Genomic DNA, 24,466 nt, shown 5'->3' on the forward strand with positions numbered 1-24,466 from the left:
TTGAGATATTTCGTTGAATTTTCATACTTGGGCAGGGACTATCACGGTTGGCAGAACCAGCCGAATGCCATAACGGTGCAAGAGGTTCTTGAAAAAGCATTTTCTACCCTGTTGCGAGAGCCTGTGGCCTTGGTCGGTGCCGGACGGACCGATGCAGGGGTGCACGCCAAGCAAATGTACGCCCATTTTGATGTTGAGGGGATTGAAGACCTGCAACGCCTGGTGTATCGGTTGAACGCTTTTCTTCCCGAAGCTATTGCCGTACACGATGTTTTTGAGGTGCCCGCCAATTCACACGCCCGTTTTGATGCCGAGGAACGAAGCTATGAGTATTGGGTGGTGCAGGAGAAGAACCCCTTTTATACCGACTTTGCACACTACGTAAAACATCGGTTGGATATAGATCGTATGAACCGAGCGGCCGAACTTCTCTTGCAGTTTGAAGATTTTGAATGCTTTTCAAAATCGAATACCGATGTAAAAACCTATTTGTGCGATGTTAAAAAAGCGGTCTGGGAAATGAAGGATGACCGGCTCGTCTTTACCATAACCGCCGACCGTTTTTTGAGAAATATGGTGCGCGCGGTCGTGGGGACGCTCCTGGAAGTAGGGATGGAGAAAATAGGCCCAAGCGATGTTAAATCAATCATAAATAGCAAGAACAGAAGTAATGCCGGCCCATCGGTACCGGCAAAAGGGCTATATTTGACCTCTGTTTTATACCCCAAAAAGATTACGAAAAAGCATGGATAAAAATTCGGGAAAAGCATTTGATATTCGATTGTTCAGACGCTTATTGGCGCATACCCGACCTTATCGGTTGACCTTTTACGGGGTGGCCCTTGCGGCTATTTTGCTTTCTGCATTTGCGGTAATGACACCGATCATCGTGCAAAAGATTGTCGATGATGCCATTAAGGTGGGCGATCAAGAAAAATTACTGTGGCTGACCATCGCTATGGGCGTTGTCTTGCTCGGCCAGGTAAGCTGCCAACTTGCCTTTAACTATTATGCCAACTGGCTGGGCGAATCGGTCATCAAAGATATTCGGATCAACCTTTTCAAACATATGTTGGGGTTTCGGATGAAGTATTTCGATAGCTCTTCCCTAGGGGTCTTGGTTACCCGTGCCGTTGCCGATATGCAGCGGATCGGGGAGATTTTTAGCCAAGGATTTTTTGTGATCGTTGCCGATTTGTTGAAAATGTTGGTGGCCGCGGTGGTAATGCTGATAATGAACTGGAGGCTGGCCCTCATAGTTTTTGCCATCTTGCCCTTGATCCTTTATGCGACACGTCTGTTTCAGAAGGCCATGAAGGTGGCGTTCGCCGAAGTAAGATTACAGGTTTCCAACCTCAATTCTTTTGTGCAGGAGCGGATTACGGGTATGAAAATCGTTCAGCTCTTTACCCGTGAAAAAATCGAAAGCGAGAAATTTAGGATTATCAATGAAAAACATAAAAATGCGTGGTTGAAGACCGTTTGGTACAACTCTATCTTTTTCCCGATTGCGGAAATCGTTTCGTCTATAGCAGTGGGACTCATTGTTTGGTACGGGGGGCTTCAAAATGTATCTAACCTTTCCAAGGAAGAACTCGGTACTTTGTTCGCCTTTATTCTGCTGATCGATATGCTTTTCCGTCCGTTGCGGCAAATCGCCGATAAGTTCAATACCTTACAAATGGGTATGGTGGCGGCCAATAGGGTGTTCAAGATATTGGATACCCAAAGCAATATTCAAGATGTCGGTACCATTGTAAAAGACGATGTACGTGGCAATATTAAGTTTGAAAATGTCCATTTCGGATATTTGGAGGATGAGGAGGTTTTACACGGTATTTCCTTTGAGGTCGAAGTAGGGGAAACAGTGGCCATTGTGGGGGCCACTGGGGCCGGAAAATCTACAATCATCAACCTGTTGAATCGCTTTTATGAAATCAACTCCGGAACGATCCGGATAGACGGAATCGATATAAAGGACTTTAGTCTTGCTTCCTTGAGAGGGAAAATTGCGGTCGTGCTTCAAGATGTGTTCCTGTTTGCGGATACAATAGAAAACAATATATCGCTTAAGAACGAATCGATCGGCCTTGACCGTATAGTAGCGGCGGCCAAACAAATCGGGGTAGACGAATTTATAAGCAGTCTTCCGGGCGGTTATAACTATAACGTAAAGGAAAGGGGTACCATGTTATCGAGCGGGCAACGCCAATTGATAGCCTTTTTGCGTGCCTATGTAAGCAATCCTAGTATTTTGGTTTTGGACGAAGCCACTTCTTCGGTAGACACCTATTCAGAGCAATTGATACAAAGGGCTACGGAAAAAATAACCGAGGGAAGGACTTCGATCATTATTGCACACCGTTTGGCCACAATCAAAAAGGCCGATAAGATAATTGTGATGGATGAGGGGAGGATTGTAGAAACGGGCACGCACAAACAATTGCTGAAGAAGGGCGGATACTATAAAAACCTTTACGAAGCCCAGTTTCTTGCCGAAGAAGTGGCCTAGTTATTCTATCAGGTCGTCTTTAATGATTCCGATAAGTTCGTCTATACTGCCGTAATCGGTGAATTTCCCATTCTTTATATAAGATATGTTCCCGGTCTCTTCACTTACGACCAGGGCCAAGGCATCGGTTTTTTCGGTAATCCCGACAGCGGCCCTATGGCGAAGACCGAAACGAAGCGGAATGTTTCTTTCGTTCGAGACCGGAAGGATAACGCGGGTGGCTACGATATAGTTGTTCTCAATGACCGCGGCACCATCGTGGAGCGGACTGTTCTTGTAAAAGATGCTCTCTAGAATGGGCTTGTTCACTTCTATGTACATTTTGTCTCCTGACGATCGTACAAAATCGAGGGAGTTGTTCCGTTCTATAATGATCAAGGCCCCTGTTTTCGTTGAGCTCATTTTTTTACATGCGGAAAGAATGGCATCGACATCTACGCTAACGCTGGCACCGTCTTGGCGTAAAAATTTAAAATGTTTGATGAAGTTTCGCTTGTTGGCAAAATTGGTCGAACCGATCATCAAAAGAAATTTCCGTATCTCTTGCTGGAACACGATGATCAAGGCGATCAATCCTACTTGCATGAAGGCACCGACCATGCTGCTGATCATTTCCATGCCGAGAAGTTCGGTGAGTTTCCAAAAACCCCAAACGATAACGATGCCAATAAAAATATTGATGGCTACGGAGCCCCGTACCAACTTGTAGATGTAGTACAACAGTACCGCTACCAGAAAAATATCGAGAACGTCGGTAACCTTAAATTCTAAAAAATCTAGAAAATCCAATATCGGAGGTGTTTTTGTAAAATTAGCAAAATCCCTTAAATTTTTATTCAGGTTTTAATCGTTCTGCAAGTTTAACACATTCATAGGCTTCTTTAACGTCATGAACCCTTAAAATATTGGCTCCGCCCATTAATGAGGCCATATGAAGGGCGGTTGTACCATTGAGTGCGTTTTTTGCGTCGGTTTCAAGTACTTTATAAATCATCGACTTTCTGCTGATCCCTATTAATAATGGGTGTTCTAGAGTCTGGAAAAGATCAAGCTTTTGAAGTATTTCGTAATTCTGTGATAGGGTTTTGGCAAAACCGAAACCGGGATCGATAATAAGGTCGATCATGCCCAAGGCCTTTGCGGCGGCAATTCGTTCCGAAAAATAGGCAATGATATCGACCAAAAGATTGTCGTATGCCGTTTGTTGTTGCATGGTCTGCGGATTGCCCCTCATGTGCATCATGATGTAGGGGGCGTGGTACTCCGCTACCGTTTGTAGCATATTGGGGTCGAGCTTGCCTGCCGAAATGTCGTTTATGATGGCCGCACCGGCATTGAGACATGCTGATGCCACCTTGCTCCTGAACGTGTCTATCGACAAGATAATATCAGGAAAGTGGTCTAGCAAGAGTCGGGTCAGCGGAAGCATGCGTTTGAGTTCCTCCTCTTCGGTTACGTAATCTGCCCCGGGGCGCGAACTGTAACCGCCGACATCGATGAAGGTGGCGCCATCGTTCAGCATCTTTTCGGTCTGCTTTAGAATGGCGTTCTTATCGCGATATTTTCCGCCGTCATAAAATGAATCGGGCGTATGGTTTAGAATGCCCATTACTTTTGGGGTAGAGAGGTCGATTAAGCGGCCTTTGCAATTTAGGGTCATATATGATAAAGTTGAAGCGGTATCCCTTGATTAACCAAGTTTAAAACACGAACTTTGAACAATTCAAAATTTTGAGTGAAATTTACGCAAATTAGAAAGGATAGCCATGCAAAAGACTTCCGAACAATATGACGGGGTAATTCAAATCTGTAGAGACCTCTTTGAAAAGAAAATGAAAGATTACGGTAGTGCTTGGCGTATCTTAAGATTACCTTCCTTGACCGACCAGATTTTTATTAAGGCACAGCGCATCCGAAGCCTTCAAGAAAATGAAGTGCGCAAAGTTGATGAAGGCGAACGCTCAGAGTTCATCGGTATTATCAACTATTCGATTATGGCCCTGATTCAATTGGAAAAGGGAGTGGTAGACCAGCCCGATCTCACTACCGAAGAGGCGGTGGCCCTTTTTGATAAGCATGCCAGTGTCACCAAGACCTTGATGGAAAACAAAAACCACGATTATGGAGAGGCTTGGCGTGATATGAGGGTGAGTTCATTGACCGATCTTATTTTACAAAAATTATTGCGCGTAAAGCAGATAGAGGACAATAAGGGGGAAACCTTGGTGAGCGAAGGCATTGATGCCAATTACCAAGATATGGTCAATTATGCTGTTTTTGCCATGATTCATCTCGACGAAAATACAAAAGGATAGTATGAAATATATAGTGGGCCTTAGCCGAATACTTGTTGGTGTCTTATTTATCATCAGTGGTTTTATCAAGTTGAACGATCCCGTAGGTTTCTCTTTTAAGCTAGAGGAATACTTTAGTCAGGGGGTTTTGGATCTTCCGTTCTTTGAGCCGCATGCTTTGGCCATTTCTATTTTTGTAGTAATCTTTGAAGTACTGTTGGGGGTTATGCTCTTGGTCGGCTTTAGGGTAAAATTTACGGTGTGGAGTTTACTGCTTATGATTATCGGCTTTACCTTTCTTACCTTTTATTCGGCTTATTTCAACAAGGTTACCGATTGCGGTTGTTTCGGCGACGCCATTAAACTGACACCATGGGAGTCGTTTTCCAAAGATATTGTTCTTTTGGTGCTTATCGTGGTTCTTTTTGTAGGTAGAAAATATATAAAACCGATTTTTGGCGCCAATACCTTGCGCGTGGTTACCTTGACGTCGGTAGTCATCTGTGGCTTGTACTGTAATTATGTACTCAACCACTTGCCTGTCGTTGATTTTAGGCCCTATAAGATCGGGGCCAACATTGTTGAGGGGATGACGGTGCCCGAAGATGCCCCAAAGGCTATTTATGACTATGCCTGGCGTTTTAAGGTCAATGGCGAAGACAAGGTAATCGTTACGCAAGGCGAATATCCGCAGGTCGATGGTGATTTTGTTGATGTGGAGACTACAGAGGTACAGGCCGGTTACGAGCCGCCGATCCACGATTTTACCATAGAACAAGCAGGCGTTAATTACGCCGATTCCTTATTGCAAGAACCTAAATTGGTCATGGTTATAGCCTACGATCTAAAAAAGACCAATGAGGATATGTATTCGGAAGTAAAGAAAGTGACCGATAAGGCGATCAAGAAGGGCTACCACGTTATTGGTATGTCGGCCTCTAACGATCAGCAGACGGGTAAATTGATTAAAGACCATAAGTTGAATTTCGAATTTTATTTTACCGACGAGACCGCCCTAAAGACGATCGTACGCTCCAATCCGGCGGTGTTGGTCGTTAATAAGGGGACCATTGAACAAAAAGTACATTATAATGATTTGGATGAACTGGTTTTTGAATAATTTGCGAAGCCTATAAATTCAAATTGAACGCATATAACATAAACACATAGAAATGAGAAGCAAAATAGTTGCAGGAAACTGGAAAATGAATAAAAACTTGGCAGAGACAGAGGCGTTGTTGACCGAACTGGCCGCCAAATTGCCCGATACGCAAGCCGAGGTTATGGTTGCCCCTACCTTTGTTAACTTGGCAGCTGCCGTACGTACTTTAGATTCGTCCGTTATAGAGGTGATCGCGCAGAATATGCATTTTGCCGAAAGTGGTGCCTATACGGGAGAGATTTCTGCTGACATGTTGTTGAATATCGGCATTGATACCGTTATTATAGGACATTCTGAAAGAAGGGCCTATTTTGGTGAAACAGATGAAATATTGGCCAAAAAAGTAAAGGCAGCTTTGGCAAAGAATATGCGAGTGATGTTTTGTTTTGGTGAAGAGCTTGATGATAGAAAGTCCGATAACCACTTCAAGGTGGTCGAAAGTCAATTGAAAAATGCACTTTTCTCTTTGGAGGCTTCCGATTGGGGGAAAATTGTATTGGCTTACGAACCGGTTTGGGCCATCGGTACCGGAGAAACCGCTTCTCCTGAACAAGCGCAGGAAATGCATGCCTTTATTCGCAAGACCATTACCGAAGCCTATGATGCTTCAATTGCCAACAATGTTTCTATTTTATACGGAGGTAGTGTAAAACCTGCCAATGCGGTAGAGATTTTCGGAAAACCGGATGTTGATGGTGGACTTATCGGAGGCGCTTCTTTGGTAGCTGATGATTTTGTAGCTATAATCAAGGCTATTTAGGTCTTTAAGAAACCAATGATTTTATAAACCCTTTCCCTAAAAACGGAAAGGGTTGTTCATTTCATACTGAATATTGATCCTTTGTAAAAAGAGGGTATACGGTGGTTTTTTGTAAATGAACGCCAGTAAATACGACCAACAACGAATAAAAAGACAACAAGATGTCGAACACTATATATATTGAATATAATTTTTCGGTAAGCCCTTTGCAGCCCGGCTCCGATATTTTGATTGCCGAACTGGGCGAAGCAGGCTTTGAAAGTTTTGTTGAGAACGAAGAAGGGGTGTTGGCCTATATCCAAAAGGAAGATTGGAACGAGAATATTTTGGAAACGGTTGAAATCTTGGACAATTCGATTTTTGAAGTCGGTTTTTCTATAAAGGAAATAGAACAGGAGAACTGGAACGCGACTTGGGAGAAGAATTTTGAAGCGATTCAAGTGGCCGACCAATGTGTGGTGAGAGCGCCTTTTCACGAGAAGCCCGATGTAGCGTTCGATATTGTGATAGAGCCCAAAATGAGCTTTGGCACAGGGCATCATGAGACCACTTATATGATGCTTCAATTTGTCTTGGAAAATGATTTCGAGGGTAAGGACGTTCTTGATATGGGTAGTGGAACCGGCGTATTGGCTATCTTGGCGGCTCTAAAAAAGGCGGCCCATATCGATGCTATCGATATCGATAATTGGTGCTATTTGAACGCCAAGGAAAATGTGGAACGGAACAACTGTAGCCATATCTCGGTTTTCGAAGGGGATTCGTCCTTGTTGGGAGAGCGGAAATACAATGTTATCTTGGCCAATATCAATAGAAATATACTGCTGGCCGATATACCGGTGTATGCACAAAACTTAAGGGAAAATGGAGCCCTTTTCTTAAGTGGTTTCTATGAAGAGGATATTCCCTTGATTTCGGAAACCTGTCTAAAAGCAGGGTTAAAGTTTGAAAAAAATCTGCAAAAAAATAATTGGGTTGCCGTAAAATATGTATTTTAGAAGAGGTATACTATTTTAAATTGATCACTATGAGTTTCAAAGAAAAAGTATCGGAAGAACTACTACTAGAGGAAGAGGTAGTAAAACAAAACGAAATTGTTCTTTTCAATGATGAGGTCAATACTTTTGACCATGTCATTGAGACCTTGGTAGATGTATGCGATCATACGCCCGTTCAGGCAGAGCAATGCTCGCTTATCGTACACTACAAGGGCAAATGTACCGTTAAAACAGGCGAGTATAAAGACCTAGAGCCCCGTTGCAGCAAATTGTTGGAAGCGGGCCTTAGTGCAGAAATCGTATAGTTAAAGTAAAGGTATAAGGGTCAGTGCGGTAGCTTGTTCTTGAGCAATCCATACACAAAAGTGCCCAATACGGCCGCTGCTATGACTATAAGCATGCTGTAGACTCCGGTTCCTAAAAGAATGTACATTGGTCCGGGACAAGCTCCTGCCAGCGCCCATCCTAACCCAAAAATACTACCTCCCAAAATATAACGGATAAAACTCTTGTCTTTGGGCATGAGTTTTATTTCGTTTCCCTCTATACTTTTTACCTTGAATTTTTTGAGGGCCCAAATGGAAATTATGCCCAGTACTACGGCAGACCCTATGATTCCGTACATGTGAAACGATTGAAATTTGAACATTTCATATATGCGATACCATGATACGGCTTCGGACTTGACAAGTACGATACCAAAGAATATGCCTACGAATAAGAATTTTATAAATTTCATTATGCAAAGATTAAGGGTAGTATTAGGTGTGTCATTAAAAGTCCGCCTATAAAGAATCCGATAACGGCTATCAATGAAGGTAGTTGTAGGTTGCTCAGGCCTGTAATGGCGTGGCCGGAAGTACAGCCACCGGCATAGCGTGTGCCGAAACCGACTAGAAAACCTGCAATGATCAATATGGCCAGGCCTTTGATCGATAGGGCATTGTCCCAATCATAGATTTCTCCCGGCAGCAATGTGCTTCCTGCATCGTTAAAGCCCAATTTCTGTAGGTCTTTGATGGTTTCCGGATTGAGGTCGATGGCCGAGCCGAAGGAAAGGAAGTTTACGGCTATGAATCCCCCGATAATCGCACCTAGTACAACGGTCAGGTTCCATCTTTGGGCCTTCCAATCGAATCTAAAGAAGTCCGAATACTTTCCGGCACCCCCTATGCTGCATAGGGTCCTTAGATTTGATGACATGCCAAAAGTCTTCCCGAAATAAATCAGAAAGATCATTACGAAAGTAATCAAAGGCCCTGAAACGTACCAAGGCCATGGTTGAAGTATGCTGTCCATGTAGAAAAAATTTATGCAAAGGTAGGGCGAAAGAGATTAGGGAAATGTAATCGGAGTTACAAAACATGTTGGAAATAAAAATGAAGGGCGTTTTGTTGGATCAAGCTCAAAAGTTGTGTGTGAATTGAAATAGGAGTTCGATATTTGCAGTAAAACGAACAGCATTGGAATTATCTATCGACCTATTAAAGCTTATACTGCCGGAACTTTTACTAACCCACTTTAAACTAGTTTCCCATGAAACTGAAGATGGTATGCTTCATTTATATTTTGAAGAAAAAGAGGATACCCCTAAAGAGGAAAAACACCGCATTTTAATAGGCCATGGATTTCATAAGGAGATCGTCGTCCAGGACTTTCCATTGCGGGGAAAGTCGGTCTTTCTCCACATTAAGCGCCGCCGTTGGCTGGACAAGGCCACGGGGCAAGCCGTGCAAAGAGATTGGGAGTTGGTGGCCCAGGGAACTCGTATGACCGTAGAGTTCGCTGCTTTTTTAAAAGTACTTGGTCAGTACTAAAGCAAATGACTGTCATACCATCGGCCAATTCTATGGGGTAAACGGCAAAAAACTACAGCGACAGTTTAGGGATTATCTAAGCGATTTCAGGCAGTGGAAGGAGAAATCCCATGCCAAGCAATGGCTTATATTCCCCGAAAACATAGGGCCTAATCTGTCCATTGACGAAACAGCACTCTCCAAAGGAGAACTCTACACCATAATCACCAATAAAAAAGCCAAGGGCAAGAAAGGGTCCATAGTGGCCATATTCTCCGGTACCAAGGTGGGGCCGATTATAGAGCAGCTGTTAAAGATATCGGCCAAGAAAAGGGCCATGGTCAAAGAAATCACTCTGGATATGGCCAACTCCATGAAGACCATCGCCAAGACCTGCTTCCCAAAGGCGATACAGGTAACGGACAGGTTCCATGTGCAAAAACTGGCACTGGAGGCCCTTCAGGACATCCGAATCAAACACCGATGGGAGGCCATAGACCAAGAGAACCAACAGATTAAAGAGGCCAGGGCAAAGAACGGGACATTCGTCCCAAAAGAGTTTAGCAATGGGGATACCAGAAAACAACTCTTAGCCAGAAGTAGGTACCTACTTTACAAATCACCAAACAATTGGACGCAGAACCAAGCCGAAAGAAGTAAAATATTGTTCGCCCAATATCCCGATATAAAGGTCGCCTTCGATCTTGTGCAGGGGCTCAGGAACATATTCAATACAGCAGCTTCTATACAATCTGCATATACAAAGCTGGCACATTGGTACAAAGATGTACAGAACACAGGCTTTAGGGCCTTCAATACCATTGCCAATACGATATCACTCAATTATAGGTCGATCCTAAACTATTTTATAAATAGAAGTACGAATGCTTCTGCGGAATCCTTCAACGCAAAAATTAAAGCGTTCAGGGCACAGTTCAGAGGGGTGAAAAATGTAGAATTCTTCCTTTACAGATTGACGACAATTTTTGCATAAACACAACAATTGGTCATGATCCGTTTTGTTTTTAGGAAAAGGATAAAAAGGAAATCGGAAATAAAAAACCCCTTGAAACATCCATTTCAAGGGGTTTTGATGTGATCCTGACAAGATTCGAACTTGTAACCTTCTGATTCGTAGTCAGATGCGCTATCCAGTTGCGCCACAGGACCAATTAAGGTGCTTTTGTTAGGATGTTTCGAACGGAAACAAAAAAGAAACTCGTTTAAACCAGTTTTTTACCTAACGGGGTGCAAATATATTTCTTTTTACATTTACGGCAAAATATAAGTTACTTATTAAATGGATTTAAAAACCTTTATTAGGGATATTGAGGATTTTCCGCGGCAGGGTGTAGTCTTTAAAGATATAACACCACTGTTGGCAAATGCCAAGGCCATACGGTATACGCTTGATCGTCTGGTGGAAATGGTGGGAGTGCATGGTGTAGATAAGGTGGTAGGTATGGAAAGCCGGGGCTTTTTCTTCGGACCTCTTTTGGCCCAACGACTAAACGCGGGTTTTGTTCCTGTTCGTAAACCGAATAAACTGCCATCGGAAAAAATTAGCCAAACCTATGATTTGGAATATGGTACCGATACCTTGGATATGCACAGCGATGCGATCTTGGCGGGGGAAAAGGTCTTGGTGCACGACGATGTTCTCGCTACAGGCGGTACGGCAAAGGCTACCTGTAACTTGGTCGAACGTTTGGGAGGTGAAATCGTTCAATGTAATTTTTTGATCGAACTCGATTTTTTAAAGGGAAGGGATAAATTAGGGGAAACCCCTGTAAAAGCCCTTTTGAATTATTGACCCAAGGCACGGATGGTCACAAAATAACGCCACCCGATTACAGCCATCTGAAATTTTGAAGCTTTTGAAAGGTCAAGTTGCTTTTTAGAAAAGGAAGGCAGAAGTAATCGGTTTACTCGGGCAAGTAACTTGAAAAACGATTGTTTCATGGTTGGGTTCTTTGGAAATACTAACTTATTGATTTAAAAGTAAAAGACCGCTATTTAGCGGTCTTTTTTGTTGTATAGGCCTATATGATTCAACTTACGATACTATCGTGATCAGCGATACTAAGAGTAATAACAGAAGTTTTGCAAGTGTAATCATAATTAGGGGGTTTTAGGTTAATAGATAGTTGATAATAATCGATTATCCAATCAAGATAATTAAAAGAAATATTCGTTTCCAAGCGAAATGATGAGAATTATTCAATTTAAATACGATTTTATAAGTGAAAAGACGGATTAAGTTTATAATTTAAAAATATTGTCTTCATTTGTGTTATTTATTGAAGTTAAAAAAGGTTTATATTATATCAATAAGTAACATTTTAAGAGGCTTTTTCAAGACGATTTTCTTTTTTAAGCATAATTTTGCGCGAAAATGATGTTTTTTGGCGCAATTCATTTTCAAGGGGTACTTTTTTCTCGTGGCTAAGGCCTTATAAAGACACCATTTAATTAAAATCTTGGCATATCTTTGCTTTAATTCCCTGAAACCGATACATGCAGAATTTTATTTTTATTGTTCTTGGCCTGATACTTTTGATAGCAGGTGGTAACTGGCTTTTAAAATCGGCTGTAGCCCTTTCCTTAAGATTGAGTATTCCGAAAATTGTTATCGGTATGACGGTAGTATCCTTTGCTACCTCGGCGCCTGAACTGATTGTAAGTGTAAAGGCCGCTCTTGATGGGTTTCCCGATTTGGCTTTGGGGAATGTGGTGGGATCCAATATAGCGAACCTGGGCTTGGTACTGGCCGTTACCGTTCTTATGGGCTCGATAGATGTTCGAAGAACCTTTTATACTACCGATTGGCCGGTTATGATGGCCGCTTCATTGCTTTTCTTTGCTTTTATTTTCTTTGACGGGGAACTGCAACAGTATGAAGGGGGGATTATGGTCGTAGCCTTATTCCTGTTTTTGGTGTATTTACTCCGTTTTCAAAAGCAGGCGGTGGAAGATGAGGCCCCTGAAGATGATTTGCCTTTGCCTTTGTATAAGTTGGTGCTCTTTTTGGGGCTAGGGGGTACGGCCCTCTGGGGTGGTTCTGAGCTCCTTATTAACGGTGCGGTGGGTACGGCCAAGATATTTGGTGTAAGCGAGCGGATCATTGCCGTTACCGTGGTTTCTATAGGGACCAGTATTCCTGAATTGGCTGCTTCCGTAATAGCGGTAATTAAGAAGGAAAAAGCCATTTCCTTGGGGAATCTTATCGGGTCGAATATTTTCAACTTATTGGCGGTTTTAGGGATTACCTCTATAATAACCCCGATTAAAGTGGTCGATGAGCGTTTGTTGAGCAACGATATTTTTTGGATGTTGGGCATTTCCTTTCTGATTCTTCCTTTGGTATTCTTTCCTAAGGGGCTACGCTTGGGTTGGCGCGATGGCTTGATTCTTCTGACCTGTTACGTGGTCTTTGTGTATCTGACCGTTGCCTAGGGTGCATCGGTACGGAGTTTTTATGGTCTTCTATTTTTTTATTCCTTCATTTAGACGGGGCCGACTTTCTAGGTTTGGAAGGAAACGGGCTTTGGTGCTTCCTGTGTTGTTTAAGCCGATTTGATGGCTTTGGTCCGCGAATATGGATGCAAGGTGTTATCCTGTGTAAGTTAAAGGAAGAAGGATGACTAGCTGGGCTTGTAGGGGTTTTTCGTGTAGTGTGTCCTTGGTAGGAAGCTAAAACGTAATCTAGATGTAAAGAAAAACGCTCGAACCTATGGGTTCGAGCGTTTTACATTATATTAACAACAAAAAAATCAGATCGAATTAAATATCGGCAGATTTAACCGTTTTAACGATTCTTCCGGCGATTTTGTATGGGTCACCGTTAGAAGCTGGTCTTCTGTCTTCCAACCATCCTTTCCATCCACTCTCAACAGTAGCGATAGGAATACGGATAGAAGCACCACGGTCAGAAATTCCGTAGCTGAAATCGTGGATCGATGCGGTTTCGTGAAGACCGGTCAAACGTTGGTCGTTGAACTCACCGTAAACGGCAATGTGTTCTTTTACTACAGGTCTGAAAGCCTCGCATATTTTTTCGTAAACCTCTTTTGAACCTGCAGTCCTTAAAGTAGTGTTAGAGAAGTTGGCGTGCATACCCGAACCATTCCAGTCCATGTCTTTTCCTAATGGTTTTGGGTGGTATTCGATATAGTAACCATATTGTTCCGATAGTCTATCTAAAAGGTATCTGGCAACCCAAAGTTCGTCACCGGCCAATTTGGCTCCTTTGGCGAACAATTGAAATTCCCACTGGCCACAGGCAACCTCTTGGTTGATTCCTTCAAAGTTAAGTCCGGCAGCGATACATAAATCGGCGTGCTCTTCGACCAATAGACGGCCATGTGTATTTTTACCTCCAACCGAACAGTAGTAAAGGCCTTGTGGGGCAGGGTAGCCTCCAACAGGGAAACCTAAAGGTAGTTGGGTATGGGTGTCCATTATAAAGTATTCTTGCTCAAAACCGAACCAGAAATCATTATCATCGTCATCGATAGTAGCTCTTCCGTTAGATTCATGAGGTGTTCCATCGGCATTAAGTACTTCGGTCATTACCAAAAAACCATCTTTTCTTGCGGGGTCAGGGAAGATGGCAACAGGCTTTAACAAACAATCCGAATCGCCGCCGACTGCCTGTCTTGTTGAACTTCCGTCAAAAGACCACATAGGGCAATCTTCCAATTTACCACTAAAGTCGTTTACGACCTTAGTCTTGCTACGCATGTTTTGCGTTGGGAAATATCCATCCAACCAGATGTATTCTAATTTAGTTTTGCTCATAATTACGGTAGTTAATTTTACGTTTAAAGACGAACAAAAATATGTTTTTTACTCAATTATACTAATTTTTAGGGGGGTAAATATCAAAAAATTGAGTATAATTTAGGATAGCCCTATTTTTTGAGGGGTATTTTGTGGTAAGTTGATTATTTTATCTTTTTATTATTAATTCGTTAATTGCTATTTTAGCCGAAATTTTTAAGTATATACTATGTCGAGACAGCGATTTGATGCAATGACCGAAAGCCGGAAAAGAGAGCGTGTAGGTGTTGAAGAAAAAGGGCGACGTTCCGAGCTTTTTGGAAACAATGTTTTTAATAAGGAGCGCATGCTACAGTACCTTACCAAAGATGCTTTGGAAAGCGTGCAGGGGGCAATTTTCTCGGGATCTAAAATAGATAGAAAGATAGCTGACCAGGTGGCCGAGGCCATGAAGACCTGGGCTATAGAAATGGGGGCTACGCATTATACCCATTGGTTTCAACCGCTTACGGGGGCGACTGCCGAAAAGCACGATGCCTTTTTTGATCTAATGTCGGATGGAAGGGCCTTGGAGAAATTTGGGGGTGGCCAATTGGTGCAACAGGAGCCTGATGCCTCAAGCTTTCCAAGTGGTGGAATTCGCAACACTTTTGAAGCTCGTGGCTATACCGCATGGGACCCTACCAGTCCGGCTTTTGTTTACGATACGACACTTTGTATACCCACGATATTTGTTTCGTATACCGGTGAAGCCTTAGATAATAAGGCGCCACTTTTGCGCGCCCTTAATGCCATAGATGAGGCGGCAACTGCCGTAGCAAAATATTTTGATAAAACCGTGGTCAAGGTAAACGCTACCTTGGGCTGGGAGCAAGAATATTTCTTGGTCGATAAGGCATTGGCCCATTCACGTAGCGATATAAGTCTGACGGGGAGAACCTTGGTAGGGCATTCGGCCGCAAAGGGACAACAACTTGATGACCATTATTTTGGGGTAATACCCTTGAGGGCCATTAATTTTATGAAGGAACTCGAGCTGGAATGTATGCGCCTGGGTATTCCTGTTAAAACAAGGCATAACGAAGTGGCGCCGAACCAATTTGAATTGGCCCCTGTTTTTGAAGAGGCTAATTTGGCGGTAGATCATAACTTGCTCTTGATGGATGTCATGGACCGCATTGCGGATAGGCACAACCTTAAAGTGCTCTTTCATGAAAAACCCTTTGCCGGCATCAATGGTTCGGGTAAGCATAATAACTGGTCGTTGGCGACCGATACGGGCGTGAATTTGTTGAGTCCGGGGTCTACGCCCATGAAGAACCTTCAGTTTTTGACCTTCTTTATCAATACCATTAAGGCGGTAGATACCTATGAGGAGCTGTTGCGTTCGTCTATAGCTTCGGCCAGCAATGACCATAGGTTGGGCGCCAATGAAGCGCCTCCGGCAATCTTGTCGATATTCGTTGGTAAGCAGTTGGGTAATGTGTTGGATGAATTGGAGGGTGTTTCCAAAGGAAAGTTGTCCCCTGAGGAAAAAACTGAGCTCAAATTGAACGTAGTGGGTAAAATACCCGAAATTCTACTTGATAATACGGATCGCAACCGGACTTCCCCCTTTGCCTTTACCGGAAACAAATTTGAAATGCGGGGCGTAGGTTCAAAAACGAACTGTGCCAAACCGATGACCATTTTGAACACTATAGTGGCCAAGCAGCTGCGGGAGTTTAAAAAAGAGGTAGATGCACTTGTCGATAAAAAGAGCCTTAAAAAGGATGAGGCCGTATTCAATGTTTTGCGGGAGTATATCAAGACTTCAAAACGTATTCGTTTTGATGGTGATGGTTATAGCGAAGATTGGCAAAAAGAAGCGGAACGCAGAAAACTCAGCAACAATAAAACCACTCCGGCCGCCCTTCAGGTGCTGACCTCAAAGCAAAGCTTGGAACTCTTTGCCTCTATGGGGGTGATGAGCGAAAAAGAGGTCACCGCAAGGCAAGAGGTAGAGCTTGAAGCCTATATCTTGCATATACAGATAGAGGGTAGGGTGTTGAACGAATTGGTCTATAGCCATATTATCCCATCGGTAATAGAATATCAGAACATCTTGATCAAGAATGTATTGGGGCTCAAGGAGATCTATGGGGCTGCCCATCGAAAACTGACCGATGGTCAATCGGGTATTATAGAGCAGATCGCCGAGCATATTACCGAACTTAAAAAACAGGTAGATGCGATGACGGATGCCCGTAGAAAAGCCAATAAATTGACCGATACCCAAAAAAAGGCCTTTGCGTACAGTGACGATGTCAAGCCGTATTTTGAAAAAATAAGAATGCATTGTGATAAGCTGGAAATGCTTGTGGATAACCGTTATTGGCCCTTGGTCAAGTATCGGGAGTTGTTGTCTATCAAGTAGTGATGGTTTGTATGTTGGCTTGCCCGTAAATTAGGTAAAAGACCTTATTACTGGTCAAAGTGATGTAAGGCAGTGGTGAAAAGGTATACTAAGTAAAGAATATCTAAAATATTCTATAGATGCATAGTACCTTAAAAAAATATCTTTTCACCCTGCTTTTTTTGTTTTCTGTTTCTCTTTTCTCCCAAGGAGCGTGGACAAAGGCAAAAAACAAAGCCTACGTTCAGTTATCGTATTATAACATAGCTGCTTATTCGGGTGTTTACGGAAACCCCGATTATAGGACCGAGCGAAAAATCACCGATAACACCCTTCAACTTTTTGGGGAATACGGTATTTCCGATAAGACGACGGTGCTCTTGAGTCTGCCGATTAAAATGATCAAAGCTGGCGATGTGGTGTCATCTACAGCTGGTGTGCCCATTACTTCTGATGGTTCTGAAACGGCCTTGGGTAATTTGGTCCTTGGTGTAAAACATCAACTTTATAATAAGAAGTGGGTGATTTCCGGACAGCTTAATTTTGAGGCCAATACCGGAAGCTATTTTGAGGCATCCGGACTTAGAAGTGGTTATGATACATTTACATTATCTCCAAAACTGAATATTGGTAGAGGTTATGATAATTTCTTTGTTCAGGCATCTACAGGTGTTGATATTCGTTTTAATGACTATAGTTCAAATTTTAGAGCTAGCGCTGAAGCTGGTGTAAAACCCATAAAACGACTTTGGATCATTGGTTTTCTTGACTTTTCAACTTCTTTTGAAAACGGAGAGGTTATACTTCCGGCAGCTAATTTGGCCACAGGGTTGTATCTTAATGATCAAGCATATGTTGCTTATGGCATAAAGGGTATAGTTGAAATTACCGAAAAGTTTGGAGTGCTAGCTAACTACACTTCGGCAATTTCAGGAACTAATGTGCCTAAAAGAGCGGTTTTGGGCGGAGGGATTTATCACAAATTTTAATCTACTTGAGAACTTTTAGAAAGTTTTTTTTGTCAAGCGATGATTATTCGGTGAATACCTTATTTTTGCCAAAAAGCCGTAATAATGAGTTCATCTACCAGTGAAAGATACAGTCAAAGAGGTGTTTCTGCCTCAAAAGAAGATGTGCACAATGCTATAAAGAATATTGATAAGGGACTCTTTCCAAAAGCGTTCTGTAAGATTGTGCCAGATTATTTAACGAATGATGAGGATTATTGCTTGGTAATGCATGCAGATGGTGCCGGAACAAAATCTTCGTTGGCCTATATGTACTGGAAGGAAACGGGAGATCTATCCGTTTGGAAAGGTATTGCCCAAGATGCACTTATTATGAACATAGATGATCTTATCTGTGTGGGTGCTACTGATAATATTATGCTTTCTTCCACTATTGGGAGAAATAAAAACTTGATTCCCGGTGAAGTAATATCGGAAATCATCAATGGTACCGAAGAGCTTATTGGCGATTTGGCCCAGCATGGTCTTACTATTCGGTCTACCGGAGGTGAAACTGCCGATGTGGGTGATTTGGTGCGTACCATTATTGTAGATTCAACGGTTACTGCGCGTTTAAAGAAGAAAGATGTTATAGATAATGCCAATATAAAGGCCGGTGACGTTATCGTAGGTTTGGCTTCTTTCGGCCAGGCTTCCTATGAGAAGGAATATAATGGCGGTATGGGCAGTAATGGCCTTACTTCGGCTAGGCACGACGTTTTTTCCAAATATCTCGCCGAGAAATATCCTGAGAGTTTTGACGCTTCCGTACCTGATGATTTGGTATATTCCGGCAATGTCAAGTTAACCGATAAGGTAGATGAAAATGTGCCCTTGGATGCGGGTAAACTGGTGTTATCGCCAACCCGGACCTACGCGCCCATCGTAAAGAAAATATTAAGTAAATACACTTCCCAAGATATTCATGGTATGGTGCATTGTAGTGGTGGTGCGCAAACCAAGATTTTACATTTTATCGATGAACTACATGTTATAAAAGATAATCTTTTTCCGGTTCCACCGCTGTTTAAATTGATTCAAGAACAATCCGGTACCGACTGGAAAGAGATGTATCAGGTCTTCAACTGTGGACATCGTCTTGAAATCTATACCGATGAATCGGTGGCCGATGATCTTATCGCTATTTCCAAGGGTTTTGGGGTAGATGCACAAATCGTTGGAAGGGTCGAGGCGCATTCCGCTAAAAAACTGACCATCGAGAGTCCTTATGGCAAGTTTGTATATTAGGGTATACGAATCGTTTCAATCTGCCGTTTTCTATAGTAAACAATTGTATTATGGAAAGAAAGCAGTTTTTGAAAAGTCTAGGGGCTAGTGCGGCCTTTGCTATCGCTTTTCCATGTCTTCATGCTTGTTCTACGGATAGCGAAGATGAAGACGGCGGTAATGTCCCGGTACCTACCGGAGTAGATTTCACCATTGACTTAAGTGCCCCGGAAAATGCGAAACTTGCCGAAAAAGGCGGATTCGTATTGAGAAATTTGGTGGTCGTTGTGCAGAATTTAGAAGGTGAATATGTGGCGGCGAGCCAGGTTTGTAGCCATCAAGGCTATGAGGAGGTGCTTTTTGCCGATGTAGACGGAGGAATATTTTATTGTGACGTACACGGGTCGCGTTTTGAACAAGACGGAACACCGATATACGAAAAAGTGGAAGGGGTGACCTCGAAGCCATTGAAAATTTTTAAGACCGAGCTGAACGATAATATGCTACGCGTATTTGAATAAGTGGCACTGATTTTGTTTTAGACCTAATATGAAAAAGATAATAGTTTTGTTTTTTGTTGCTCTGGCTAGTTCCCTTTCTGCCCAAGATTGGCAGGAAGATTATACGCAGGCCTTGGCTTTGTCAAAAGAGGACAACAAGAAAATGGTATTGGTTTTTGCGGGCTCCGATTGGTGTGCACCTTGCATAAAACTGGATAAGACTATCTGGCAATCGGACGAGTTTAAAAAATTCGCCCAAACCGACCTGATACTTTATAAGGCCGATTTTCCAAGGAAAAAAGCAAATCAACTTAGCGCTGAACTCAGTGCGAAAAATAAAGAGTTGGCCGAAAAGTTCAATCCACGGGGGCACTTTCCCTTAGTGGTTCTTCTATCGGAAAAAGAAGAGGTCTTAGGGCAGACCGGCTATCTAAAACTCTCTCCAAAAGAATATGTTGCGCATTTAAAATCCATGTTATAAGTGAGGGCGGTATTATATGTACTTTCTTTTTTTTTCTTCTCTATTGGTTTTTCCCAAGATAAGAAATTGGTAACCGTGCACAGGGCGATGGAGCTTATGGGCTCTCGGTTTGATATTACGGTGGTATCCGCCAACGAAGACTTGGGGTATATCAATATAGACGAGGCTACCGCCGAAATCCAGCGTATTGAAAATATGATTTCTTCTTGGAAACCTGATTCGGAAACCTCTTTGATAAATGCCAATGCGGGAATTAAACCGGTCAAGGTAAGTGCCGAAATGTTTATGCTGATAGAACGGGCCAAGAAACTTTCGGAAATTACCGATGGGGCCTTCGATATTTCCTTTGCCTCTATGGATGAAATATGGAGTTTTGACGGCTCTATGGTTCGAATGCCCAGTAAGAAGGAAATTGAAAATTCGGTAAAAAGAGTCGGCTATGAAAAAATTATCCTAGATCCGGCCGAAAAAACGGTCTTTCTGGCCGAAAAAGGCATGAAAATTTCTTTTGGGGCCATAGGGAAAGGCTATGCGGCCGATAAGGCCAAAGAGCTTTTGGTTTCAAAGCAGGTGTTAGGGGGTATTATAAATGCGGCTGGCGACCTTACTACTTGGGGAACGAAGGCTACGGGGGAAAAATGGCTTATTGGTATAGCCAATCCGCTGAGCGAAGAGAAAATCTTCTCCTGGTTGCCTATCGTTGAGTCGTCTGTGGCCACTTCTGGGAACTATGAAAAATATGTTGTTTTTAACGGGGTGAAGTATTCGCATATCATCGATCCTAGAACCGGATATCCTTCAACGGGAATCAATAGTGTATCCATATTTGCCAAAAGCGCCGAAATTTGTGATGCCTTGGCTACCGCTGTCTATATACTGGGCAAAAAAGAGGGGCTTGCCCTTATCAACCAATTGGGGGATACCGAGGCTATTTTGGTAGACGACGCCAATAAAGTGCATAAAAGCAGCGGTATATTGTTGAACAACTAGGCCTAAGGGCTTATTCCTCTTTTTACCGAAAACCTTAGGGATATCAATAAATGTGCAAATTTGTCGTAAATTCGCGGCACAAGTGATGTAAGATAATGATAGATAAACTCAATATAGTTAAGCAGCGTTTTGATGAGGTTTCCGACCTTATTATCCAGCCCGATATTATTTCGGACCAGAAACGTTATGTGGAATTGACCAAAGAATACTCCGATTTAAAAGAGCTTGTGGCGAAACGTGAACAGTACGTTGAGCTTATGGATAATATTCAGGAGGCAGATGAAATTATAGCGGATGGCAGTGACGCCGAAATGGTGGAAATGGCCAAAATGCAGTTGGAGGAAGCTAAAGGAGCCCTTCCGCAATTGGAGGAGGAAATCAAGTTGATGCTTATTCCCAAGGATCCGGAAGATGCCAAAGATGTCGTAGTCGAGATTCGGGCCGGAACAGGTGGTGATGAAGCCAGTATTTTTGCAGGGGACCTGTTTCGCATGTATACCAAATATTGTGAGAGCAAAGGTTGGAAGACCAATGTTATCGATTTGAGCGAAGGTACCAGTGGGGGCTATAAGGAAATCCAATTTGAAGTAACGGGCAAGGATGTCTATGGAACTTTAAAATTTGAGGCGGGGGTACACCGAGTGCAACGTGTGCCGCAGACCGAGACCCAAGGTAGGGTGCATACCAGTGCGGCTACCGTTATGGTGCTTCCGGAAGCCGAGGATTTTGATGTGCAAATCGACCCCAAAGACGTTCGAATAGATTTTTTCTGTTCTTCAGGACCTGGTGGGCAGTCTGTAAACACTACGTATTCAGCGGTGCGTTTAACGCATATTCCCACCGGATTGGTGGCGCAATGTCAAGACCAGAAATCACAGCACAAGAACAAAGACAAGGCCTTTAGGGTGTTGCGATCACGTTTGTACGATATGGAACTTGCCAAAAAACAGGAAGAAGATGCTGCAAAGCGAAATTCCCAGGTAAGTAGTGGTGACCGTTCGGCAAAGATTAGAACCTATAACTATCCACAAGGACGGGTTACCGATCACCGTATCGGGCTTACCTTGTACGATTTACAGAACATTATTGATGGCGATATCCAAAAGATAATCGATGAGTTGAGTTTTGTAGAAAATACCGAAAAACTAAAAGAAGCTTCCGAGATTTTCTAGCCGACCTAAATTTTCAAGAATCTTAATTATAGCCGTAGCGATACTATGACTACAGAACAACTTGTTGCCCAGATTTATAAGAAAAAATCCTTCCTCTGCATTGGTCTAGATACCGATTTGGAAAAGGTGCCGTCGCATCTGCTGGAAGAGGAAGACCCTATATTCGCCTTTAATAAGGCGATAATTGACGCGACACACGATATTTGTGTCTCGTACAAGCCGAACATTGCATTTTATGAGGCTTATGGTATCAAGGGCTGGCAAGCCTTGGAGAAGACTATCCGCTACCTTAATGAAAATTTCCCCGAGCAATTTACAATTGCCGATGCCAAACGGGGGGATATAGGAAACACCTCTACGCGTTACGCTAAGGCTTTTTTAGAGGACTTACAGTTTGATTCGGTGACCATAGCCCCGTATATGGGAAAAGACTCTGTAGAGCCGTTTTTGGCCTTTAAGGACAAGCATACCATATTGTTGGCCCTCACTTCGAATGTGGGTGCCTTTGATTTTCAAACTAAATTGGTGGATGGTAAGGAATTGTACAAGACCGTTCTTGAGACCTCAAAGTCCTATGAGAATTCCGAAAACTTAATGTATGTGGTCGGTGCCACCAAGGCGGAATACCTGAAGGAGATACGACAAATCGTACCTGATAGTTTTTTGCTGGTTCCCGGAGTGGGAGCACAGGGGGGTAGTCTAAAGGATGTCTGTGAAAATGGAATGAACGATAAGGTAGGCCTTCTTATAAATTCTTCGCGAGGTATCATATACGCCTCGGCAGAATCGGATTTTGCTGACGCGGCAAGGCACAAAGCCTTAGAGTTACAACGTCAAATGGCCGAACTGCTATAGTTTCAGTTGAAACTACTTGATCATATTCTCTAAAACTTTTTGAATCTTAAGGGCTTTTTGCTCAAAAAATTCTACCAATTTGGCATCGGTATATTTCATGTCGCTTGCCTTGCTCAAAAAAGTTTGATACTGGTACTCTAAAAGAGAAATCGCGTTTCTATTTGAAGTGATTGGGGTAACTGTTCCTACTTTGCAATACTGATTTTCCATAATCTTATAATCCTTTACAACAAATATACGGACGGAAATCGTCTTTGGATGTCGATAATCGCTGTATATAGCAAAAATTAAGATGAATTGATGATTTATTTACAATTACTCAATGTGCTCGCTGAGAATCTTGTGGTGTACTTGTTAATAACTCTGATTTTCTTGTGGTTTTAACAAATTGTTTTTTGTTAAAATGATGTAGTATTACCGATCTTTTGATTGTTTTGTATCGCATTGATAATCAGATTCTTGTTTTTTGTTCCCTTTTGTTGCGTTTTTCGTTTTTTTAAGGGCGGTGTGGATTATATTTCGGGCCGTGCCTAATATTGGATCAAAAGATTTAATACATTGCAAAGTTTCCTAATTGGAAAAATCGAGAGAACACTTTGTTAAATTACGTTACATATCTGCATCAAGAGTCTGATTCTTGGGTGACCTTCGTACATGGTGCCGGAGGCAGCTCTTCCATTTGGTACAAACAGTTAAGGGAGTTTAAGAAACACTTTAATATTTTACTGTTGGACCTTAGGGGGCATGGTGATTCAAAACCGAGTCTAAAGGACGCCTTCGACGATAAATACACCTTTGATTATATTACAGAGGATATTTTAGAGGTGTTGGACTATCTGAAAATTCAAAAATCACATTTTATCGGTATTTCCCTGGGTACGGTGCTTATAAGAAATTTGGCCGAGAAACATCCCGATCGTGTGGAAAGCATGGTTTTGGGTGGGGCTATTATCCGGTTGGATATGCGATTTAGGATTTTAATGGGCTTTGGAGGGCTTTTTAAGTCCTTGGTACCTTATATATGGCTCTATAAATTATTTACGTTTGCCATCATGCCGGATGGAAACCATAAAGAGTCGCGCTTACTTTTTGTGAGGGAGGCCAAGCGAATGTATCAGAAGGAATTTGTAAGATGGTACAAGATGGGTTCGCAAATCAATAGGCTCTTGCGTTTCTTCAGGGCAGGGGATGTTGATATTCCTACACTTTATGTGATGGGGGGTGAAGATTATCTTTTTCTACCTTCTGTCAAGAAAATGGTCCAAAAACAATCTCAGTCGAGCTTGTTGACCATTGAGCATTGCGGGCACGTAGTGAACGTAGAACAGCCGCAACTCTTCAATCGCTTTGTTATTGACTTTGTTTCCGATGTCAATAGGGGGTATTAGATTCTAAATTGTCAAGAAATCCATTATTTTTTGAAATCGGGGGCGATGTTCTTTTCTGTGGAAAAGGCACAAAAAAACCGGTGCTCCCACCGGTTTTAAACTAACTAACTCAAAAATTACTAACTCAAAATATTCAATATTTTAATC

The 24,466-nt window shown here is 42.5% G+C and carries 25 protein-coding genes and 1 tRNA gene; 20 read left to right on the forward strand and 6 right to left on the reverse strand.

The features are described from left to right. Both truA and ZOBGAL_RS13145 read left to right on the forward strand, forming a co-directional pair. The gene (truA, locus tag ZOBGAL_RS13140) at positions 1–753 is read left to right on the forward strand and encodes a tRNA pseudouridine(38-40) synthase TruA (protein WP_013994118.1); all 753 of its coding nucleotides are present in this window, start codon (positions 1–3) and stop codon (positions 751–753) included. Further along, the gene (locus ZOBGAL_RS13145; RefSeq protein ID WP_013994119.1) at positions 746–2,512 is read left to right on the forward strand and encodes an ABC transporter ATP-binding protein; all 1,767 of its coding nucleotides are present in this window, start codon (positions 746–748) and stop codon (positions 2,510–2,512) included. The genes truA and ZOBGAL_RS13145 overlap by 8 nt, the downstream gene beginning before the upstream one ends. On the opposite strand, the gene cdaA is transcribed toward ZOBGAL_RS13145, so the two are convergent. Both cdaA and folP read right to left on the reverse strand, forming a co-directional pair. Continuing rightward, on the reverse strand, positions 2,513–3,301 hold the full coding sequence (gene cdaA / locus ZOBGAL_RS13150; protein WP_013994120.1) for a diadenylate cyclase CdaA: 789 nt from the start codon (positions 3,299–3,301) through the stop codon (positions 2,513–2,515). It lies immediately after the preceding gene. Between the two features lie 43 nt (positions 3,302–3,344). Continuing rightward, the gene (gene folP / locus ZOBGAL_RS13155; RefSeq protein WP_013994121.1) at positions 3,345–4,172 is read right to left on the reverse strand and encodes a dihydropteroate synthase; all 828 of its coding nucleotides are present in this window, start codon (positions 4,170–4,172) and stop codon (positions 3,345–3,347) included. Positions 4,173–4,278: 106 nt separating this feature from the next. Between folP and ZOBGAL_RS13160 the strand changes: the two genes are divergently transcribed. The 5 genes from ZOBGAL_RS13160 to ZOBGAL_RS13180 all read left to right on the forward strand — a co-directional run bounded on the left by ZOBGAL_RS13160 (position 4,279) and on the right by ZOBGAL_RS13180 (position 8,031). Then, entirely contained in the window at positions 4,279–4,827 is a 549-nt protein-coding gene (locus ZOBGAL_RS13160; RefSeq protein ID WP_013994122.1) for a DUF1599 domain-containing protein, read from the forward strand. 1 nt (position 4,828) lies between these two features. After that, a complete protein-coding gene (locus tag ZOBGAL_RS13165) occupies positions 4,829–5,926 on the forward strand; it encodes a BT_3928 family protein (RefSeq protein ID WP_013994123.1) in 1,098 nt (365 codons plus the stop codon). Positions 5,927–5,978: 52 nt separating this feature from the next. Then, entirely contained in the window at positions 5,979–6,728 is a 750-nt protein-coding gene (tpiA, locus tag ZOBGAL_RS13170; RefSeq protein WP_013994124.1) for a triose-phosphate isomerase, read from the forward strand. Positions 6,729–6,889: 161 nt separating this feature from the next. Further along, a complete protein-coding gene (gene prmA, locus ZOBGAL_RS13175; protein ID WP_013994125.1) occupies positions 6,890–7,726 on the forward strand; it encodes a 50S ribosomal protein L11 methyltransferase in 837 nt (278 codons plus the stop codon). 29 nt (positions 7,727–7,755) lie between these two features. Next, complete coding sequence (locus ZOBGAL_RS13180) at positions 7,756–8,031, forward strand: ATP-dependent Clp protease adaptor ClpS (RefSeq protein ID WP_013994126.1); 276 nt, start codon at positions 7,756–7,758, stop codon at positions 8,029–8,031. Between the two features lie 20 nt (positions 8,032–8,051). On the opposite strand, the gene ZOBGAL_RS13185 is transcribed toward ZOBGAL_RS13180, so the two are convergent. Both ZOBGAL_RS13185 and ZOBGAL_RS13190 read right to left on the reverse strand, forming a co-directional pair. Continuing rightward, positions 8,052–8,465, reverse strand: coding sequence for a DUF6691 family protein (locus ZOBGAL_RS13185; RefSeq protein WP_013994127.1), 414 nt, complete (start codon positions 8,463–8,465; stop codon positions 8,052–8,054). Further along, the gene (locus tag ZOBGAL_RS13190) at positions 8,465–9,025 is read right to left on the reverse strand and encodes a YeeE/YedE family protein (RefSeq protein WP_013994128.1); all 561 of its coding nucleotides are present in this window, start codon (positions 9,023–9,025) and stop codon (positions 8,465–8,467) included. Before ZOBGAL_RS13190 ends, ZOBGAL_RS13185 begins: the two co-directional genes overlap by 1 nt. A gap of 164 nt (positions 9,026–9,189) precedes the next feature. Between ZOBGAL_RS13190 and ZOBGAL_RS13195 the strand changes: the two genes are divergently transcribed. Both ZOBGAL_RS13195 and ZOBGAL_RS13200 read left to right on the forward strand, forming a co-directional pair. Then, a complete protein-coding gene (locus ZOBGAL_RS13195) occupies positions 9,190–9,543 on the forward strand; it encodes an ISAon1 family transposase N-terminal region protein (protein ID WP_013992360.1) in 354 nt (117 codons plus the stop codon). After that, positions 9,530–10,516: an ISAon1 family transposase gene (locus tag ZOBGAL_RS13200; protein ID WP_013994129.1), complete on the forward strand. Its 987-nt coding sequence runs from the start codon at positions 9,530–9,532 to the stop codon at positions 10,514–10,516. The genes ZOBGAL_RS13195 and ZOBGAL_RS13200 overlap by 14 nt, the downstream gene beginning before the upstream one ends. A gap of 102 nt (positions 10,517–10,618) precedes the next feature. Here ZOBGAL_RS13200 and ZOBGAL_RS13205 read toward each other — a convergent pair. Then, positions 10,619–10,692 (reverse strand) — tRNA-Arg (locus tag ZOBGAL_RS13205). Positions 10,693–10,822: 130 nt separating this feature from the next. On the opposite strand from ZOBGAL_RS13205, the gene ZOBGAL_RS13210 reads away from it, so the two are divergent. Further along, positions 10,823–11,335: an adenine phosphoribosyltransferase gene (locus ZOBGAL_RS13210; protein WP_013994131.1), complete on the forward strand. Its 513-nt coding sequence runs from the start codon at positions 10,823–10,825 to the stop codon at positions 11,333–11,335. A 704-nt stretch (positions 11,336–12,039) separates the two neighbouring features. Then, positions 12,040–12,978, forward strand: a complete 939-nt coding sequence (locus ZOBGAL_RS13220) for a calcium/sodium antiporter (RefSeq protein ID WP_013994132.1) — start codon at positions 12,040–12,042, stop codon at positions 12,976–12,978. Between the two features lie 327 nt (positions 12,979–13,305). On the opposite strand, the gene ZOBGAL_RS13225 is transcribed toward ZOBGAL_RS13220, so the two are convergent. After that, positions 13,306–14,322 carry a glutamine synthetase beta-grasp domain-containing protein gene (locus ZOBGAL_RS13225; protein ID WP_013994133.1) on the reverse strand — a complete coding sequence of 339 codons (1,017 nt, stop codon included), beginning with the start codon at positions 14,320–14,322 and terminating at the stop codon, positions 13,306–13,308. A 211-nt stretch (positions 14,323–14,533) separates the two neighbouring features. Here ZOBGAL_RS13225 and ZOBGAL_RS13230 point away from each other — a divergent pair, with 211 nt between their 5' ends. From ZOBGAL_RS13230 to ZOBGAL_RS13275, 9 genes are all read left to right on the forward strand, one after another. Then, a complete protein-coding gene (locus ZOBGAL_RS13230) occupies positions 14,534–16,720 on the forward strand; it encodes a glutamine synthetase III family protein (RefSeq protein ID WP_013994134.1) in 2,187 nt (728 codons plus the stop codon). Positions 16,721–16,839: 119 nt separating this feature from the next. After that, positions 16,840–17,688: a hypothetical protein gene (locus ZOBGAL_RS13235; RefSeq protein ID WP_013994135.1), complete on the forward strand. Its 849-nt coding sequence runs from the start codon at positions 16,840–16,842 to the stop codon at positions 17,686–17,688. A gap of 84 nt (positions 17,689–17,772) precedes the next feature. Beyond that, complete coding sequence (locus tag ZOBGAL_RS13240) at positions 17,773–18,954, forward strand: AIR synthase related protein (RefSeq protein WP_013994136.1); 1,182 nt, start codon at positions 17,773–17,775, stop codon at positions 18,952–18,954. Positions 18,955–19,004: 50 nt separating this feature from the next. Then, complete coding sequence (locus ZOBGAL_RS13245; protein WP_013994137.1) at positions 19,005–19,454, forward strand: QcrA and Rieske domain-containing protein; 450 nt, start codon at positions 19,005–19,007, stop codon at positions 19,452–19,454. A gap of 28 nt (positions 19,455–19,482) precedes the next feature. Beyond that, positions 19,483–19,914: a thioredoxin family protein gene (locus ZOBGAL_RS13250; RefSeq protein ID WP_013994138.1), complete on the forward strand. Its 432-nt coding sequence runs from the start codon at positions 19,483–19,485 to the stop codon at positions 19,912–19,914. Beyond that, complete coding sequence (locus ZOBGAL_RS13255; protein ID WP_013994139.1) at positions 19,915–20,904, forward strand: FAD:protein FMN transferase; 990 nt, start codon at positions 19,915–19,917, stop codon at positions 20,902–20,904. 95 nt (positions 20,905–20,999) lie between these two features. Beyond that, positions 21,000–22,076: a peptide chain release factor 1 gene (gene prfA / locus ZOBGAL_RS13260; protein ID WP_013994140.1), complete on the forward strand. Its 1,077-nt coding sequence runs from the start codon at positions 21,000–21,002 to the stop codon at positions 22,074–22,076. A gap of 45 nt (positions 22,077–22,121) precedes the next feature. Further along, a complete protein-coding gene (gene pyrF, locus ZOBGAL_RS13265; RefSeq protein ID WP_013994141.1) occupies positions 22,122–22,931 on the forward strand; it encodes an orotidine-5'-phosphate decarboxylase in 810 nt (269 codons plus the stop codon). A 596-nt stretch (positions 22,932–23,527) separates the two neighbouring features. Next, positions 23,528–24,319, forward strand: coding sequence for an alpha/beta fold hydrolase (locus tag ZOBGAL_RS13275; protein WP_013994143.1), 792 nt, complete (start codon positions 23,528–23,530; stop codon positions 24,317–24,319). The last annotated feature ends 147 nt before the right edge of the window (positions 24,320–24,466 follow it).

The sequence above is a fragment of the Zobellia galactanivorans genome (assembly GCF_000973105.1).
Lineage (GTDB): Bacteria > Bacteroidota > Bacteroidia > Flavobacteriales > Flavobacteriaceae > Zobellia > Zobellia galactanivorans.